Below are 16,579 nucleotides of genomic sequence, written 5' to 3' on the forward strand. Positions count from 1 at the left end.
GGTCGTTGAGAAATGCTAACACGGCTGCATGACTACTGCCGCATACCGCAGCGGCGAAAGGTATTGCTCTGCCATCTGCTGCAACTCTTCTGCCTCCAGCGACTGAAGCACCGTAGGATAAACCGCCGAGAGCTCGGCTTCAGCAATAGTATTGTAATAGCCGTAAAGCCCTGCAATCTGGCTAGCTGTTTCAATTGAAAAAGCGTAGTCATTTTTGAGTAAGCGCTTGTAGCGAGTTAACTCGGCGTGGGTAACAGGGGCATTGGCAAGGTGGGAAAGGCGATCGCCAATAATTGCCTCAACTTGTCCCAAATGCTCTGGCTCTAACCAAGCCGTCAACATCAACAAGCTAGAATCCCGTTGCAGCGAAAAACTGCCCCCAATTTCGTAGACCAACTGCCGCTCCTCTCGCAGTTCCCGCACCAAGCGTGATGTCCGTCCTCCTGCCAACAGAACCGACAGCAAATCTAGCCCATAAGCGCTACGCACATCTTCTACTCCAGGGGCACTCCAAGCCATCATCAAGCGAGCCTGCCCCAACCGAGGCAACTCCATTTCTTGTCGCCGAATCTCATTCATCGGCGGTTCGACAGTTACCACCGGACGTGGACAAATAGCAGCAGGCGGAAATAGCCCAAAGGCCTCGTTCACCAATGCCAACGTTTGCTCTTGAGGAATATCTCCTATCACCACTACCGTCATATTCTCTGGCTGGTAATGGGCACGATGAAAACAACGCATCTCCTGGGGCGATCGCGCCATCAACACCTCTTCAGCCCCCAACACCGGACGACCATAGGGATGCTTTGGATGCAGATTCGCCATCAGCGCCTCAAACCCCATGCCATCTGGGTCATCCTGAGACTGCCGAATTTCCTCCAGGACGACATCCCGCTCTAACTCAAATTCGTCATCTGGAATTGTGGCGTTCAGCAATAGATCTGCCAGATGAGGCAATGTGTGAGGTAAGTCAGCCGGGGTCGTATTAATAAAGTAATGGGCGTAGTCGTGGCTGGTTGCCGCGTTCGTAATGCCGCCTCGGTTCTCAATAATTTGATCAAACATCCCTGGAGGCAAGCGATCGGTGCCCTTAAAAATCATATGTTCGAGGAAGTGTGCCATTCCCGACCAAGGCTCGGCGATCGCCCCAGCTTTGACCCACACATCTACCACTACAGGCGCGCCCACAACTCGCTGATGAATAACCGACAACCCATTTGCCAACTGGCAACGGTACGCCTCAAACTCACCAAAATTTGATAGTTCTGTCTTTAGGAGTGCAACCAATGGCTTACGCTTAACGCTCCGATAAGATAGCGATAACCTACTTATATTAACGCTTCCCGACCACCCTACTACCTACGGGTTCACAGAATAGAATCAATTAATACATAGAATCACCTGCTACAGAATCTTCTGGTCTGACCGATTCCTCGTAAGCTTGGGAACTCTGAACATGAAATCTTGATGCTTGACGCAGCCCCTGTCCTTGAAAACTCGGAGATGATTGATGAATCCTCAACTACTAGCGCAAACTGAACTGACCGAACTCGACAAAATTCGGCAGCAGTACGACAACACTCCCTATCCCAAAGTCCCATTAGAAACTTCTCCCAAAGCTGACCACGAGTCTTTATACCTAAACAACCTGGTCACGCCTTACTACCTGAAGTATCGGCAGGTTGTTGAAACTGAGGGCAAACTGATTCTAGATGCAGGTTGCGGCAGTGGATATCAAGCTTTAAAGCTGGCGACAGCAAACCCTGGAGCAAAAATAGTTGGAGTTGATTTGTCTCCGGTGTCGGTAGAGGTGGCGCAGGCACGTATGAAGATGCACAACTGCGATAATGCCGAGTGTCACACTTTATCCATTTTTGATCTCCCCCAGCTTGGACTAGAGTTTGATTATATTAATTGTGATGAAGTTATTTCTTTATTCCCCGACCCAGTGGCAGGGCTACAGGCATTGAAATCTGTCCTCAAGCCAAATGGCATTATCCGAACCAATTTTCATAATGCTTACCAAAGGGCAAACTTTTTTCGATCGCAGACCTTATTCAAAATGCTGGGCTTAATGGATGAAGGTGCAAAAGATTCTGAGCATCAAGCAGTGATCGAAACCATGCAAGCGCTTAAAGATCAGGTTCAACTTAAACGGGAAACGTGGGGCGCAGAGTTTGAAAATCCTGAATCAAGTCAAACCATAATTGGCATGAATCACCTGCTGATAGGCGACCACGGATTTACAATCCCTGATTTGTTCAACACGCTGGAGAGAAGTGATCTTGAGTTTTTCAGCATGGTGGAATGGCGGCACTGGGATATTCTTGATTTGTTCAAAAATATCAATGATCTACCTGCACTTTGGGACATGAGCCTAGCGTATGCGTCGGTTGAGGAAAAGCTGCACCTATTTGAACTTCTACATCCTATTCATCGGCTCATGGACTTCTGGTGTACCCATTCAGGAGTAGAAACCGGCTCACCTGTAGACGACTGGAATACATCGGATTGGCAAAATTCGACTGTCCATGTTCATCCCCAGTTACGCCATGAAGATATTAAAGCAGAAGTTCTGAACTGTATTGAATCGGGACGATCGCTGGAAGTGAGCCGCTATATCAAGAAGCCAGCCTTAGTTCCGATCCTTCTTGAGAGTACTGTCCTGGCTTGGTTATTGCCGCTTTGGGAAGGGTCACAGTCTATGAAGGCACTGTGCGATCGCTATCTCAAAATCAAACCGCTTCATCCAATCACGTTAGAACCTCTCAGCGAATCAGCAGCTTTTGAAGAGGTCAAAACCATCTTGAACCGTATGGATGCTTTCTTATACCTATTGGTCGAAAAATAGCGACTGAACCCAACTTCAGCACCCTGAACCCGCCATTCCATAGGAGTAGACTGGCAGTATTAGGGTGCTTTCTAGCCAGTACTCTGTACTAAATAGAGGGTAAAAAATAATGATGAATGTGGCAAATTATGCCAATTCCCCCAAAAAACTACGGAACAACTCTCAGTACTCCAGAAAACTTTTCTAGTTACTTTAACGCTCAAACCCTTGCTGTAAGAGCCAATGAACTTTGTCTGCTAAACCTAATTCAAAAAAACGTCCGGAATCTTTGAATGGGGTGATATGAAAATGATACCGGGTGGGCAAGTTAACTTCAGGAGTTAGAAATCCCGCAACCGCAACTTAAGGAGACGTTTACTAGCTATGAAAACTGAACTACAAGCAAAATTCTTGCACCACCTGCTCAGCAAAAAGAAAGGCAATGAAGGGTTCACATTGATTGAACTTTTAGTTGTAATCATCATCATTGGTATTTTGGCTGCGATCGCGTTGCCTTCGTTCTTAAACCAAGCCAACAAAGCACGTGAGTCTGAAGCAAAAACCTACGTTGGCTCAATGAACCGGGGTCAGCAAGCCTACTACCTAGAAGAGGGCGAATTTGGAACTCTAGCCGAAATTGGCATTGGGATTCCTGAAACGACTGCGTATTACAAGTATGCCTCCGCTGATACTGGACTTTCCACAGGAGATAGCATTAAAGGTGCTGTTCGAGACTATAGCGGTATTGTCACAGTGGCTAAGGGCACCAGCATTGCCAAAATCTGTGAGGGTGCGCTGACTTGTGCTCCTTAAGCCTAAGCTAAAACGCTAAAACAACTGTTTAGCTACAACGTAATTCATTGAGAGGCTACCAAATGTAATGTATTTGGTGGCCTTTTTATTGATGTCTCAAATGTGCATAGTTAAATTAGAGAACTTTGCCAAATATTAGTATCAGTACCTGTTAACAGATCGGCAAAGATGGATGAAACAGAAATAATGTCAGGATTTTAGCTCTTTTCGTAGAACTGTAGATTGTTTCTAGAAGGAGGGCATACTGATGGCGGCAGATTCAGAAGCTCAGGGGGAACAAATAATGGTAGTAGCAGTCAAAGCTCAATCTTTACTGAAACAAGTTCAAGATCTATTACTTTTGGCGATCGCTCAACCCTGGTTTATCTGTTGCTGAAGATTGGAGTCGCAATCCGCCCAGCACCATTGCTCTCGAATCTGAAGACCTGGAACAAGTTCTACAAGACTTGCGAAAAGACGGTTATTTTCAACTTGATGCCATTCTGCCAGAAGCCGAAATTCTGCGCATGGCGATCGGGGTTGATGAGCTAGTCCAGCAAGGCTTGCCCCCGGTTTTTGCCTTTGTTTACGACGAAATTTGGCGATTGCGTCAGCGGGTCACGGTTCTTCTCACAGCTATTTTAGGGGAAGGATACCTGCAACTTCCTGACTTCTGGGCTTGGTATCTGCCGCCCATTGATGGTTACGCCGGGTGGAGACAACACCGCGATCGCCAAACCAAAATGCTCTGTCCCGATGGAATGCCCACCTCTCTTACCCTTTGGCTGCCGCTGACCGATGCAACTCCTGCCAATGGCTGTATGTATATGGTTCCGGCATCTCAAGATCCCAATTATCCTGAGCAGTTGCAATCCACCGAAATTACTAACTTGCAAAGTATTCGGGCTTTACCTGCTCCGGCTGGCTCTATTTTGGGCTGGAACCAGAATGTTTTGCATTGGGGCGGAAGTAGCAGCAGCAAAGCGATCGTTCCTAGAATTAGCATTGCTTGGGAGTTTCAACGGGGAGATATGCCAGCGCAAAGATCGCCGATGCTGTTGCCCACATCGCTATTAACTTTTCCGCAGCGGCTCACCCTCATTGGTCAGCAAATTGCTCAATATCAGCACATGTACTGTCTGTCTGAAGAACTGGCTGAGATCGCTGAAGCTTTACAGCACCTTAGCCCACTGGAGTAAGGATGTCACTTGCCATTGGTGCCATAGGTGGCGATCGGGTCAGGCGAACTTGGGGCTGTTGCGAACCTGTGGGCAGTTGTTACGCCAACAATCCCTAAAAATAACAAAGTAGACAGCACAATCACAAATTGTTGGGTCGGATCTTGACGAACCATAGATTTGCACGGATAGATTGCACTTCTATTGTGCCCAGCCTTCCTCAGATTCTTACCCGGCTTTTTGAGCCTTTGTAAGGATATGCAAATAGTAATGACGCACTGTTAAAACATTGGTGGAGTAACAGGTTGAAGCCTAATAAAGTCGCTACGCTGGAAGAATATTGCAATTAAAGGGGAAAGGCTAATGGCGATCGCAACAATTAACCCGACCACCGGAAAATTAATTAAAACTTTTGAGCCGCTGACGAGTGAGGCGATCGCTCACAAGCTAGACATCGCCCAAACTACTTTCGAGCAATACCGCTACACCTCATTTGAGCAGCGGGCAACCTGGCTTAAGGCGGCGGCAGATCTACTGCTGGCAGAGAAGGAGAGGTTTGGTCAGATGCTAACGCTGGAGATGGGGAAGCCCATTAAAGCGGCGATCGCGGAGGTGGAAAAATCGGCTTTGGTCTGTCGTTACTACGCCGAGCAAGGGGCGAAACATCTGGCAGATATGGCGATCGCTACGGATGCCAGTCACAGCTTTGTTAAATATCAGTCCCTTGGCATTGTCTTGGCGGTGATGCCCTGGAATTTTCCGTTTTGGCAAGTCTTCCGGTTTGCGGCTCCGGCTTTAATGGCGGGGAACGTGGGAGTACTCAAACATGCTTCTAATGTGCCACAGTCGGCGCTGGCGATCGAGGAGATTTTATTGAAGGCAGGATTTCCTGAGGGTGCGTTTCAATCGCTGCTAGTAGGAGCAGATCAGGTGACAAACATTTTGGCAGATGAGCGCGTTAAGGCAGCAACGTTGACGGGCAGTGAACCTGCGGGGGCAAGCTTAGCCAGTGCAGCCGGAAAGCTCATTAAAAAGACGGTGCTGGAGTTGGGCGGCAGTGATCCGTTTGTGGTGATGGAGAGCGCGGATTTAGAGGCGGCGGCAGCAATGGCGGTAACAGCGCGGATGATTAACAATGGGCAGTCTTGCATTGCAGCCAAGCGATTTATTGTGCAGGAGTCGATCGCAGATGCATTCATTCAAAAGCTTGTAGAAAAATACGCTGCGCTTAAAGTGGGCGATCCAATGAACCTTGAAACAGAGATTGGGCCGCTGGCAACTGCAACGATTCTTCAGGATCTAGAGGCGCAAGTTCAGAAAGCAGTTCAGCAAGGCGGCAAAATTTTAATTGGGGGCGATCGCTCAGCGCTAATTCAATCGAACCCTGCTCTTCAGCATGGTAACTTCTATCCGCCTACGATTTTGGTGGACATTGATATAGAGGCGGCGATCGCCCAGGAAGAGTTTTTTGGCCCTGTAGCGATGGTATTTCGGGTGCCCGATCTAGATGCCGCGATTCGGTTGGCAAACGATACGCCGTTTGGGTTGGCAGCAAGTGCTTGGACGGCAGTTGAGGAGGAGCGCGATCGCCTAATTTCAGAGATTGAAGCAGGCTCGGTGTTTCTCAACAGCATGGTCAAATCTGATCCACGATTACCCTTTGGCGGCGTGAAGCGATCGGGCTATGGGAGAGAGCTAGGCGCAGCAGGAATCCATGAGTTTGTGAACGTAAAAACGGTTTGGGTGAAGTAAAACGATACGTGTGAGGAACGGAAAGATGAATGATATGAATACGGCAGAATTACTGGTGAAATGCTTGGAGAATGAAGGCGTTGAGTACGTCTTTGGACTGCCTGGAGAAGAGAATCTGCATGTATTGCAGGCACTTAAAGATTCTTCGATTCGGTTTATTACTACCCGCCATGAACAAGGTGCAGCCTTTATGGCAGATGTTTATGGACGGCTGACAGGCAAGGCGGGAGTTTGCCTCTCTACCCTGGGCCCTGGAGCCACTAACTTAATGACAGGTGTAGCAGATGCCAATTTAGATCGGGCACCTTTGGTTGCCATTACTGGGCAAGTGGGCACCGATCGTATGCACATTGAGTCCCACCAATATTTAGACTTGGTGGCAATGTTTGCACCTGTTACCAAGTGGAGTACTCAAATCGTTCGCCCCAGCAATACCGCCGAAATTGTCCGACGAGCGTTCAAAGTGGCTCAAGCTGAAAAACCAGGCGCTGTGCATATCGATGTCCCAGAAAATATTGCAGCAATGGCAGCAGCGGGCAGTCCGCTTAGGCTGGATGCGCGGGAGAAAGTCTATGCTTCTTTTCAGAGCATTGAACGGGCAGCGACGGCAATTTCGCAAGCCAAAAACCCAATTATTTTGGTGGGGAATGGAGCTATTCGAGGCAACGCCAGCGCTGCGCTAACAGAATTTGCGACGAAGCTGCATATTCCGGTCGCTAACACGTTTATGGGGAAAGGGGTGATCCCTTACGAGCATCCTTTGGCGCTGTGGTCGGTGGGGTTACAGCAACGTGATCATGTGAGTTGTGGGTTTGATCATACTGACCTGGTTATTGCAGTTGGCTATGACCTGATTGAATATTCGCCAAAGCGCTGGAATCCGGATGGGAAAACACCGATTATTCATGTGGGACAAATGCCTGCGGAGGTAGACAGCAGCTACATTCCGTTAGCAGAAGTGGTCGGGGATATTTCAGATTCATTACATGAGATTTTGCGGCGGAGCAGTCGTCAAAATCAACTTGAACCTTACGCGGTAAGTCTCCGTTCAGAAATTTTAGCAGATTATGAGCAGTACGCCGATGATGATGGTTTTCCGATTAAGCCGCAAAAATTAATTTACGATCTGCGGTACGTCATGGGTGCAGCAGATATTGTTATTTCGGATGTTGGCGCACACAAAATGTGGATGGCACGGCACTATCATTGTGAACGTCCTAATACTTGTTTAATTTCCAACGGTTTCGCAGCAATGGGAATTGCGATACCGGGGGCGATCGCCGCAAAATTAGTAGCGCCCGATCGCAAAGTCGTTGCGGTAACCGGAGACGGAGGCTTTATGATGAATTCTCAAGAACTAGAAACGGCGCTCCGCGAAAAAACTCCCTTTGTAACTATTATTTTTAACGATGGTGGCTACGGCTTAATTGAGTGGAAGCAGCAAAATTATTTTGGAGAATCCCATTTTGTTCGCTTCACCAATCCCGACTTTGTTAAATACGCCGAAAGCATGGGGCTGAAAGGCTATCGAATAGAATCAACTGCTGACTTTATTCCTACCTTAAAAGAAGCTTTGGCACAAGAGGTTCCCACCATCATCGATTGTCCAGTAGATTACCGGGAAAACCTGCGCTTTAGCCAAAAAGCTGGAGACTTGACCTGTACGATTTAGCGCTCGATGGCGGACTGAAAGGGGCGATCGATCGCTTTAAGGTTGTTAACCTTAACGCGAAGATGGCTTTACCTGCCGAATTGGAATTTGAATCACAAACTCAGATCCTGACCCGGGCTTAGAGAAGCACTTTAATTTACCACCATGTTTTTCGGTAATGATCTGGTAGCTGATAGACATACCCATGCCCGTTCCTTTGCCAATGGGTTTAGTCGTAAAGAACGGATTGAAGATGCTTTGCTGAACGTTCTCTGACATGCCAGATCCATTGTCCGCGATCGCAATTTCTACCCATTGCGCATCTATTGCGATCGTCCGAATCGTAATCTGATTAGGTTGCGTTTGGATCTCTTGAAACGATCGCTTGGCGTTGGTTTCATCTAAAGCATCAATTGCGTTTGCCAGAACATTCATTACCACCTGATTTAATTGTCCCGGATAACATTCTACGGACGTAAATTGCCGTAGCTTTTAATGATCTGAATCGCTGGGCGATCGGACAATGCTTTCAAACGATGCTGCAAAATCAACAAGGTACTGTCAATTCCTTCATGAATATCAACTGCCTTAAACTCAGATTCATCCAACCGAGAGAAGTTGCGTAAACTCAGCACAATCTGACGGATGCGATCGGTTCCCATCTTCATAGAAGACAGTGTTTTTGGCAGGTCATCTCTTAGAAACTCCAGGTCAATGTCGAGTATTATCGCTTGGATATCTGGGTCTATTCCAGCGTAACGTTGCTGGTAAAGATTCAGTAGCTTAAGCAAGTCTTGACTGTACTGATCGACATAACTCAGGTTGCCGCTAATAAAATTGACGGGATTGTTGATCTCATGTGCGACTCCAGCCACAAGCTGACCCAAACTAGACATCTTCTCTGTTTGGATGAGTTGAGCCTGGGTGCGTTGCAGGTCTTGTAACGTATATTCCAGTTGCTCTGCTTGGGCAATTGCTGTCGTTGCGAGTTTTTCTTTAGCTTGCAGGGTTTGCCAAAGTTCTGCCTCAATTTGCTTGCGCTTCGTGATATCTCGCAAAATCACAATATATTCCTGAATTGCCCGATTCGATCGCTGAGAAACCGTGACTTCGATCGTGCGTCGGGCTTGATAGTCATCAACTTAATGCTGGAACCATTATGCCTCGTCGAGTCACCACTGCAAATACTGGAGCAGCATATCCATCTAGGGCAAGCTGGTACAAAATTCGAGGACAGTTAGAAACTGCTGTGGCAGAACTTAGCAAGCAACTACAGACTAGCAGCAAGGTGATGAGCCATGAGGCAGATTGACCCCAAAATAGGTTCGCTACAGCCAGCAAATTCAAGAATGGGCTATCGCCAAGTCTGGGCTGGGTCGCTAGCTGCATCAGTAGCCAAGAACCCCCTAGATAGATCGGTGGAATCAGCCAAGCGGAAAACGTTAGAGCTTGCAGCGTTCGGGTTGGTCGTTTGCTTTCAGCAACAAAGGAAGAGCTAGTTTCACAGTCATAAATAGCGTAGACAGCAATGAAATATCACTTTGCCCAATCAGGAAACGAGAAGCTAGCCCAATTGTGAGGGAGCAATCCGGGACTGGTAGGAGCGATCGCCAACCAGCCCAGCCCTTGAAAACAAAAGACCAGTAATAGTCCTAAGGCAGGAAACACAAAACACAAATGCAGAATGCCTAATGCCCGCGTGCCGCTAACTGCCAAAACAAACGGCAGTAAGACAAATCCAATTCTTAGCAATGTCTCAGGACAAGCAATGCCTAAAGAGGCTAGCTCTGTTTTAAGCAGATCAGTCAAGATAATTGCATTGATTGCCGGAACCGATGACCACCCAATAAAATAGCCGATCGCCGCAATGTGAGCTAGGAATGGATGATTCTTGAGCAAGCGACTGGTATAGTTCGCGTTTCCTCCCGACATTTCAGGATAATGAGTCCCTAAGCGTTTCACTTGAAGATTTAAGAGTATTCCGACAATGGCACTGGGTAGCCAAACGGCGATCGCTTGTGGCCCCAAGGCGGCGTGCATTTCCGATCCCGTATTAATCCACAAGAGCAAACCGCTAAACCCAAAACCCCACGTCTCTAGTGAAGTCAGGCTGCGGGGAAGTGCAGAAACAGAAACTTGTGGCTGACTCATATTAAAAGCAGAGAGTGGAGTGTCTTTTCCGTAAGATTCCCCAAACTCAACCTGACGCTATTAATTTCTGCACAAATTTGTCTGCGCTTGCTGCTCGTGCCTGATATCAAAAAAGTGAAATTTGACTAAAAAATTGGGGATAAGGGATCATTGCCCCTTTACCCCAATTTATAGCCCTCATTTGAAAAGGATGCTACACCCTAAAAAGAAGGCTGATGACGAATCAGGCTCAGAAACTCTTCACGGGTTTTCGATTCTTGGAACGCCCCTAGCATTGCACTGGTTACCGTCCAAGAACCTGGTTTTTGAACGCCCCGCATCACCATGCACATGTGGCTAGCTTCCATCACAACCGCAACTCCTTGAGGCTCAAGAATCACTTGAACTGCTTCGGCAATTTGGCGAGTCAGGCGTTCTTGCACTTGCAAACGACGGCTATACATTTCTACAATACGCGCCAGTTTGCTCAACCCCACGACCTTTTGATTGGGAATATATGCCACATGGACTTTGCCCATGAACGGCAGCATATGGTGTTCGCAAAGGCTAAAAGCAGTGATGTCGCGCACCAATACCATTTCGTTGTGCCCTTCATCGAAAATGGCTCCGTTAACCAATTCTTCTAAAGACTGATCGTAGCCGCTGGTCAAGAATCGCATCGCTTCGGCAACGCGCTTAGGAGTTTTGAGCAGACCTTCGCGCTCAGGATCTTCACCCACTCCTAGCAGCATAGTGCGGACAGATTCCATCATGTCCTCTTGCGTGACCACAGGCTGTGCCAGAGGTTCTTGTTTGTAAGAAGTGGTGCGATCGGGACGGCTCGCAATCCGCAGGGCTTCAGCCGCTGCATCTTTATTGTTATTGATGTTGTTGGAAGAGGCAATAGTCATGATAGGAATAAAATCTCCAAAAAATTAAGTCAAATGACAAGTTAAAGCGCCCCAGCACTAGGTGTAACCATTAATTCTTCAATAACCGCTTGGGGTGGAAGCAAGGCGGTATGAAGAATAGACTGGGCAACTAGCTCAGGGGTCAGCATTTGGGAGCGATCGAAATCTGGCATGGTATCGGCATCCCAAATTGGGGTGTTGACTGCACCTGGAGAAACGGTGACCACTCGAATACCGTGGGCGCGTTCTTCGGCTGCCAGAATTTTAGAAAGGCAAAGGAGTCCTGCCTTGCTGACGCTATAAGCTCCCCACTCTGGAAAGGCTTGATGGGCGGCGATCGAGGCAATGTTGATGATGATGCCATTTTGCCGATCGCGCATTCCGGGTAAAACGCCCTGGATGCATTGCAAAACGCTAGTGAGGTTGAGGTTAATTATCTGCTGCCAATCCTCTAAGGAGAGGGTTAACAACTCTCCTGTTCCACCCATTCCAGCACTGTTAACCAGAATGTCAAGGTTGCCAAAATCGGTGGCGATCGCTCCAATTTTTTCCTTCACCTGCTCCATAACAGACAAATCCAAGGGATAAACCTTGACTTCTACCCCAGTCCGCCGAACCTCCTCAGCGATCGCGTTTAATTTTTCGACAGAACGCCCCACCAGCGCCAAATCAATGCCTGCTTCAGCAAAAACTAGAGCAGTTGCTCTGCCAATTCCACTACTCGCGCCCGTGATCAAAGCGCGATGATTGCTTTTAAAAGTCATGAAGTGTGTAATTCTTTGCTAAGGTCAGCAGGTTTGAGAATAAAATGACCGACAGTCTAAGCAGGCTGTTCATCAGTTCATAAAAAAATTGGCGTTGATTGGAAGAATTGGTTAAGAGAGCACCAAGACTTCATTTCGCAGAACCCGACAGGGGCACAATTCAACCAGAAAAACAGCTTTCGTTCAAGGTAATAGACAAGCTCAATAAACTACAGAACTAAAATCAGTGTAACTAAAATGAGAACAATGTAAATAATTGTATCTTTTTTGAGTATAACATTGACAGAGTTTGGCGATCGCATCTACTCAAGCTAAGACTGTATTTATGTCTCTTCTTAAGCAGAAACCTCTGAAAACATACCAATATTACGAAATTTCTGATAGCGTAAATCCCGGCGCTGTTGTTGCGTTAACCGATCTAGAACCTCTAAGTTTTCTAGGAGTGCTTGTTTCAAGGTTGCCGCTGTTTGCAAGGGGTCGGCATGGGCACCACCAATCGGTTCTGGCAAAATTTGATCAAGAATGCCTAGATTTTTAAGATCAATCGCCGTAATTTTCAGGGCTTCTGCGGCTTGATGAGACTTTGCCGCATCCTTCCATAAAATCGCAGCGCAAGCTTCAGGACTCGCAACAGTGTAAACAGAATGCTCAAACATCATCAAGCGATCGCCCACACCAATGCCTAAAGCCCCACCCGAACCCCCTTCGCCAATTACCGTGCAAATAATAGGTACATCCAACCGGAACATTTCTCGCAGGTTATAAGCGATCGCCTCTCCTTGCCCCAATCGCTCTGCCTCCAAGCCTGCATAGGCTCCGGGCGTATCGATAAAGGTAATAATGGGCATTCCAAACCGATTGGCGTGATCCATTAACCGCATGGCTTTCCGATAGCCGCCGGGACAAGCCATGCCAAAATTACGAGAAACGTTATCCTTGGTATCTCGCCCTTTTTGGTGCCCCAACATGACGACCGGACGACCTTCAATTCGGGCGACCCCACCGACCATTGCCCGATCGTCAGATCCTGTGCTGCGATCGCCATGAAGCTCAATCCATTCATCGCTCACAGCTTGAATATAATCTAGGGTACTGGGACGACGCGGATGCCGAGCCACTTGCAGCCGCTGGGACGGGGTGAGACTGCCAAAAATTTCCTGACGAAGCTGCACCGCTCGTTCTTCTAGCTTCAAAATTTGGTCAGAGACATCAACATCATTTTCCTCTGCTAACTCCCGAATTTGAAAAATTCGCCCATCTAGCTCTGCTAAAGGCTTCTCGAAATCTAAAAGGATAGTTTTTTTGTCCGAAGTAGCCATATTTATGCAGTCTCGACCTAACTTTGTCAGTATCTTCATCGTAAGATATTGCTGCTCATTTTTTCCTTAGGTGCCCTTCCTAATCTTTTCCTTGAGCGTTCTTATGATCTAAAGCAGGACTCGAACACTTAATGGGGATTCCTCTTATGCTCTCATCTCGGATTCGCCCGATCTATCTAGATTGTCATGCTACTACCCCGGTTGACCCAAGAGTTTTGGCAACGATGCTGCCTTATTTCACTGAGCATTTTGGCAATCCGGCAAGCAGCACCCATGAGTATGGTTGGGAAGCAGAAGCCGCTGTTCAGCAGGCACGAGCCGCGATCGCCGCCAGTATCCACGCCACCCCCGAAGAAATAGTCTTTACCAGCGGTGCCACTGAGGCAAACAATCTTGCCATCAAAGGCATTGCTGAAGCTTATTTATCTAAAGGTCGTCACTTCATTACAGTTCAAACCGAACATAGTGCAGTGCTTGATCCTTGCCAATACTTAAAATCTTTGGGCTTTGAAGTAACCGTCTTAGCCGTTCAAACTGACGGCTTGCTGAATCTAGAGAAGCTTGCTCAAGCCTTTCGCCCTGATACCATTCTTGTATCTGTGATGGCGGCAAATAATGAAATTGGCGTGCTACAACCGATCGCGGCGATCGGTACCCTCTGCCGCGCTCACCAAGTTTTATTTCATACCGATGCAGCACAGGCGATCGGTAAAATTCCTCTCAATGTCCAAACCATGAACATTGATCTGATGTCTCTTACTGCCCACAAAGTCTATGGCCCTAAAGGAATTGGGGCACTCTATGTGCGTCGTCGCGATCCTAGAGTGCAAATTGCTCCCCAGTTCCACGGTGGCGGGCAGGAGCGGGGGCGGCGAGCGGGGACGCTATATTCTCCTCAAATTGTTGGGTTTGCTGAGGCAGTTAAGCTGGGATTGGCTGAGATGGAGATGGAAACTGAGCGGGTGAAGAAATTGCGCGATCGCCTCTGGCAAGGGTTCCAGACCTTAGGCGGCGTTTATTTGAATGGGCATGAAAGTCAAAGATTGCCAGGTAATCTGAACCTCAGCATTGAAGGCGTAGATGGACAGGCATTGGCGATCGGGCTTCAGCCTTTCGTGGCAGTGTCTTCAGGTTCTGCTTGTACGTCTGCTAAAAGTGAGCCGTCCCATGTGCTGCTGAGTTTAGGTCAATCGCCTGAGCTAGCTTTCGCCTCTATCCGGTTTGGAGTCGGGCGGTTTAATACGGCTGAGGAGATTGAGCAGGTTCTTGAAGGGGCGATCGGGGTCATTGAATCTTTGAGGAAGCAGCGTTTCTCTGTCAGCTTTCCCCCTAAAGAGTTACGTCAATCCCAATCCTCTTAATGCGTTTTTGGCAGCATTTTTTTCAGCATCTTGTTTCTTGCGACCTTTACCATCGCCATATTTGCTAAATCCAATCCAGACTTCTGCCTCCCACTCCCGATCGTGGTCTGGCCCTGATTGCTGGGCGATCGTGTAGCGAGGAATCTCTCCAGTCTTTGCTAACGACCACTCTTGAAACCGACTTTTGTAGTTATCGCTAGATGCAGAAATCACTAGCTCATCAACAACAGCGGCGAAAAAAAGCTCTATGTATTCACGAACAGGGTCAACGTTCGAGTGTTGATCAAGAAAGTAAGCTCCAATTAGAGCTTCAAAGCCGCTGCTCATTAAATTGGCGTTTTCTCTCCCCCCATTTAACTCAGTCCCCTTCGCCATGCGCAGAAGTTGACCAATCCCTAAAAACTCGGCAAACTTCGCCAGTTGCCTTTCCTCGACTAAAGCCGCGCGCAAAGGCGTTAGTTCCCCTTCAGGCTTTTCGGGATAGCGCTTATAAAGAAATTCTCCGCTCAGGAAATTAAGGAGCGCATCGCCTAAAAATTCTAGGCGTTCGTTGTGCTCCTCGACTTGGGTATGTTCGTTGAGATAGGAGCGATGGGTAAGGGCAGTATCTCTTAATTGGCGATCGTGGAATTGAGGAAACTCAAACATACAAAATCTTGAACACTCAAAGAAATAAGATCTTCATAAAGATTTAATACTACTTTGCTTTTACATGAAGCTTTGGGAATATTAGCCTATCAAGATAAATTTTTGGTTTTAGTTTCAGATGAATTGTATTGTTTGGATGAACTACAACTCATCTTAACGAAGCCATAACTAAGTTCTTGGGTTGAAGCCCGGACTTTATCTAACTGAGCCTGTTGATTCCTTAAGAGCAAGTATCATCCTTGCACGATAACCACCACCCCAATCCTAAGGTCAATTACAATGAGAGCAAATTCCAACAGCGGTGCGTTTTGCCAAGTGTCTCCTGAGCATGTGATGCATCGGATTGTCGCATCAGGAAGAATTACAACGGTCGATAGAGACTGTCTTTTACAAGCAGCACTCAACGAGAAACCCCTCAGTGCCGAACTCACTGATCACATGACCAGATTGTTCGATCGCCTCCAGATGGGTTTGCTAAAAGTCGTTGATTAGTATCGGCTGCCAACAAGCAGACGACCTAATCCTACTTCTTGTCTAAAATTCTCACGCCCACCACAGGTGAACTAAACCGATAGGTTAATCCTTCCAACTCCATCGGCGTACCGACCTTAATCTTGCTATTTCCCAGAACAGCGCCATCATCGGTAATTTGAGCATCGCCACCCAGCGTAATCATCATATCTACGGTGTATTGCAACTCGGGTCGAGGATCAGGGAAAGGTTTGACGCTGCCATCGGGCTGAGGCACAGCAACAGTGCGAGGAAGATTTTCTACTTTCAGCACATTCACTTCGCCATAGGGCTGGTTGCGAATAATAATTTTGGTCTTCTTTTGCTCTGTCAAAGATTTAACCAGTGCCTGTGGATCGCGGGCGGTTAAGCCCCGCACAATGACATCAACTTCGATAGGCTGTATGGTGCTACTAACCTGAGCCACTGAGTTGCCAAATAGCAGCCCTGCGACTGCCATCAAAATAATGATCCCTGCGCCAATGTCTAAGACGCTGACTTTGCCAAACAGGCGACCTTTAGAATCTAAAATAGCCATTGCAAAAGCGTTCCAGTTTGTAAGAAAAGTCTTGGCTCACGACCTTAAGTAGCTCGTGACCTTTGTAAGAGTACCACGAGGCAAGCTCCTAAATCTTGGCTTAATCGCTTGCCCGATCGCCTTCATGATTCCTCTCACCATTCCCATCCCAACCTTTTGCAAAAGTTCTAAAATTTGGATAAATGGGAACTAAAG

Annotated in this window: 16 protein-coding genes and 1 pseudogene; 7 read left to right on the top strand and 10 right to left on the bottom strand. The window is 47.5% G+C overall.

Going from position 1 to position 16,579, the window contains the following annotated elements; translation table 11 throughout:
- Positions 1–15: 15 nt before the first annotated feature.
- On the bottom strand, positions 16–1,287 hold the full coding sequence (locus KME11_02655) for an insulinase family protein (GenBank protein ID MBW4514110.1): 1,272 nt from the start codon (positions 1,285–1,287) through the stop codon (positions 16–18).
- Between the two features lie 223 nt (positions 1,288–1,510).
- Between KME11_02655 and KME11_02660 the strand changes: the two genes are divergently transcribed.
- From KME11_02660 to KME11_02670, 3 genes are all read left to right on the top strand, one after another.
- Positions 1,511–2,851, top strand: a complete 1,341-nt coding sequence (locus KME11_02660; GenBank protein ID MBW4514111.1) for a class I SAM-dependent methyltransferase — start codon at positions 1,511–1,513, stop codon at positions 2,849–2,851.
- Positions 2,852–3,214: 363 nt separating this feature from the next.
- The gene (locus KME11_02665) at positions 3,215–3,643 is read left to right on the top strand and encodes a type IV pilin-like G/H family protein (protein ID MBW4514112.1); all 429 of its coding nucleotides are present in this window, start codon (positions 3,215–3,217) and stop codon (positions 3,641–3,643) included.
- A gap of 446 nt (positions 3,644–4,089) precedes the next feature.
- Positions 4,090–4,821: a phytanoyl-CoA dioxygenase family protein gene (locus KME11_02670; protein ID MBW4514113.1), complete on the top strand. Its 732-nt coding sequence runs from the start codon at positions 4,090–4,092 to the stop codon at positions 4,819–4,821.
- A 5-nt stretch (positions 4,822–4,826) separates the two neighbouring features.
- Here the strand turns inward: KME11_02670 and KME11_02675 are convergent, their stop codons facing one another.
- Complete coding sequence (locus KME11_02675; GenBank protein ID MBW4514114.1) at positions 4,827–4,976, bottom strand: hypothetical protein; 150 nt, start codon at positions 4,974–4,976, stop codon at positions 4,827–4,829.
- 187 nt (positions 4,977–5,163) lie between these two features.
- Between KME11_02675 and KME11_02680 the strand changes: the two genes are divergently transcribed.
- Positions 5,164–6,552, top strand: coding sequence for an NAD-dependent succinate-semialdehyde dehydrogenase (locus KME11_02680; protein MBW4514115.1), 1,389 nt, complete (start codon positions 5,164–5,166; stop codon positions 6,550–6,552).
- Positions 6,553–6,586: 34 nt separating this feature from the next.
- The gene (locus KME11_02685) at positions 6,587–8,224 is read left to right on the top strand and encodes an acetolactate synthase large subunit (protein ID MBW4514116.1); all 1,638 of its coding nucleotides are present in this window, start codon (positions 6,587–6,589) and stop codon (positions 8,222–8,224) included.
- Positions 8,225–8,275: 51 nt separating this feature from the next.
- Here the strand turns inward: KME11_02685 and KME11_02690 are convergent.
- The 6 genes and pseudogenes from KME11_02690 to accA all read right to left on the bottom strand — a co-directional run bounded on the left by KME11_02690 (position 8,276) and on the right by accA (position 13,327).
- Positions 8,276–9,099 (bottom strand): annotated as a pseudogene (locus KME11_02690) (HAMP domain-containing histidine kinase).
- A gap of 241 nt (positions 9,100–9,340) precedes the next feature.
- Entirely contained in the window at positions 9,341–9,733 is a 393-nt protein-coding gene (locus KME11_02695) for an amino acid permease (protein MBW4514117.1), read from the bottom strand.
- A 6-nt stretch (positions 9,734–9,739) separates the two neighbouring features.
- Positions 9,740–10,354 carry a hypothetical protein gene (locus KME11_02700; GenBank protein ID MBW4514118.1) on the bottom strand — a complete coding sequence of 205 codons (615 nt, stop codon included), beginning with the start codon at positions 10,352–10,354 and terminating at the stop codon, positions 9,740–9,742.
- 200 nt (positions 10,355–10,554) lie between these two features.
- Positions 10,555–11,244, bottom strand: coding sequence for a GTP cyclohydrolase I FolE (gene folE / locus KME11_02705; GenBank protein ID MBW4514119.1), 690 nt, complete (start codon positions 11,242–11,244; stop codon positions 10,555–10,557).
- A gap of 41 nt (positions 11,245–11,285) precedes the next feature.
- Complete coding sequence (locus KME11_02710) at positions 11,286–12,008, bottom strand: SDR family oxidoreductase (protein ID MBW4514120.1); 723 nt, start codon at positions 12,006–12,008, stop codon at positions 11,286–11,288.
- Between the two features lie 335 nt (positions 12,009–12,343).
- Positions 12,344–13,327, bottom strand: coding sequence for an acetyl-CoA carboxylase carboxyl transferase subunit alpha (gene accA, locus KME11_02715; protein ID MBW4514121.1), 984 nt, complete (start codon positions 13,325–13,327; stop codon positions 12,344–12,346).
- Positions 13,328–13,473: 146 nt separating this feature from the next.
- On the opposite strand from accA, the gene KME11_02720 reads away from it, so the two are divergent.
- Entirely contained in the window at positions 13,474–14,688 is a 1,215-nt protein-coding gene (locus KME11_02720) for an aminotransferase class V-fold PLP-dependent enzyme (protein MBW4514122.1), read from the top strand.
- Here KME11_02720 and rnc read toward each other — a convergent pair.
- Positions 14,665–15,336 carry a ribonuclease III gene (gene rnc, locus KME11_02725; GenBank protein ID MBW4514123.1) on the bottom strand — a complete coding sequence of 224 codons (672 nt, stop codon included), beginning with the start codon at positions 15,334–15,336 and terminating at the stop codon, positions 14,665–14,667. The genes KME11_02720 and rnc overlap by 24 nt on opposite strands.
- Positions 15,337–15,615: 279 nt before the next feature.
- Between rnc and KME11_02730 the strand changes: the two genes are divergently transcribed.
- Positions 15,616–15,828, top strand: coding sequence for a hypothetical protein (locus KME11_02730; GenBank protein MBW4514124.1), 213 nt, complete (start codon positions 15,616–15,618; stop codon positions 15,826–15,828).
- Positions 15,829–15,859: 31 nt separating this feature from the next.
- On the opposite strand, the gene KME11_02735 is transcribed toward KME11_02730, so the two are convergent.
- Positions 15,860–16,384 (bottom strand): DUF4330 domain-containing protein, encoded by a 525-nt coding sequence (locus tag KME11_02735; GenBank protein MBW4514125.1) that lies wholly within the window; start codon positions 16,382–16,384, stop codon positions 15,860–15,862.
- Between the last annotated feature and the right edge of the window lie 195 nt (positions 16,385–16,579).

It is taken from the genome of Timaviella obliquedivisa GSE-PSE-MK23-08B, from assembly GCA_019358855.1.
Classification (GTDB): domain Bacteria; phylum Cyanobacteriota; class Cyanobacteriia; order Elainellales; family Elainellaceae; genus Timaviella; species Timaviella obliquedivisa.

Excerpts from the sequence above, each read along its gene's own strand:
- KME11_02660 (MBW4514111.1), top strand. The coding sequence starts at position 1,511 with ATGAATCCTCAACTACTAGCGCAAACTGAACTGACCGAACTCGACAAA.
- KME11_02665 (MBW4514112.1), top strand. The coding sequence starts at position 3,215 with ATGAAAACTGAACTACAAGCAAAATTCTTGCACCACCTGCTCAGCAAA.
- KME11_02675 (MBW4514114.1), bottom strand. The coding sequence starts at position 4,976 with ATGGTTCGTCAAGATCCGACCCAACAATTTGTGATTGTGCTGTCTACT.
- KME11_02680 (MBW4514115.1), top strand. The coding sequence starts at position 5,164 with ATGGCGATCGCAACAATTAACCCGACCACCGGAAAATTAATTAAAACT.
- KME11_02685 (MBW4514116.1), top strand. The coding sequence starts at position 6,587 with ATGAATACGGCAGAATTACTGGTGAAATGCTTGGAGAATGAAGGCGTT.
- KME11_02700 (MBW4514118.1), bottom strand. The coding sequence starts at position 10,354 with ATGAGTCAGCCACAAGTTTCTGTTTCTGCACTTCCCCGCAGCCTGACT.
- folE (MBW4514119.1), bottom strand. The coding sequence starts at position 11,244 with ATGACTATTGCCTCTTCCAACAACATCAATAACAATAAAGATGCAGCG.
- KME11_02710 (MBW4514120.1), bottom strand. The coding sequence starts at position 12,008 with ATGACTTTTAAAAGCAATCATCGCGCTTTGATCACGGGCGCGAGTAGT.
- accA (MBW4514121.1), bottom strand. The coding sequence starts at position 13,327 with ATGGCTACTTCGGACAAAAAAACTATCCTTTTAGATTTCGAGAAGCCT.
- KME11_02720 (MBW4514122.1), top strand. The coding sequence starts at position 13,474 with ATGCTCTCATCTCGGATTCGCCCGATCTATCTAGATTGTCATGCTACT.
- rnc (MBW4514123.1), bottom strand. The coding sequence starts at position 15,336 with ATGTTTGAGTTTCCTCAATTCCACGATCGCCAATTAAGAGATACTGCC.
- KME11_02730 (MBW4514124.1), top strand. The coding sequence starts at position 15,616 with ATGAGAGCAAATTCCAACAGCGGTGCGTTTTGCCAAGTGTCTCCTGAG.
- KME11_02735 (MBW4514125.1), bottom strand. The coding sequence starts at position 16,384 with ATGGCTATTTTAGATTCTAAAGGTCGCCTGTTTGGCAAAGTCAGCGTC.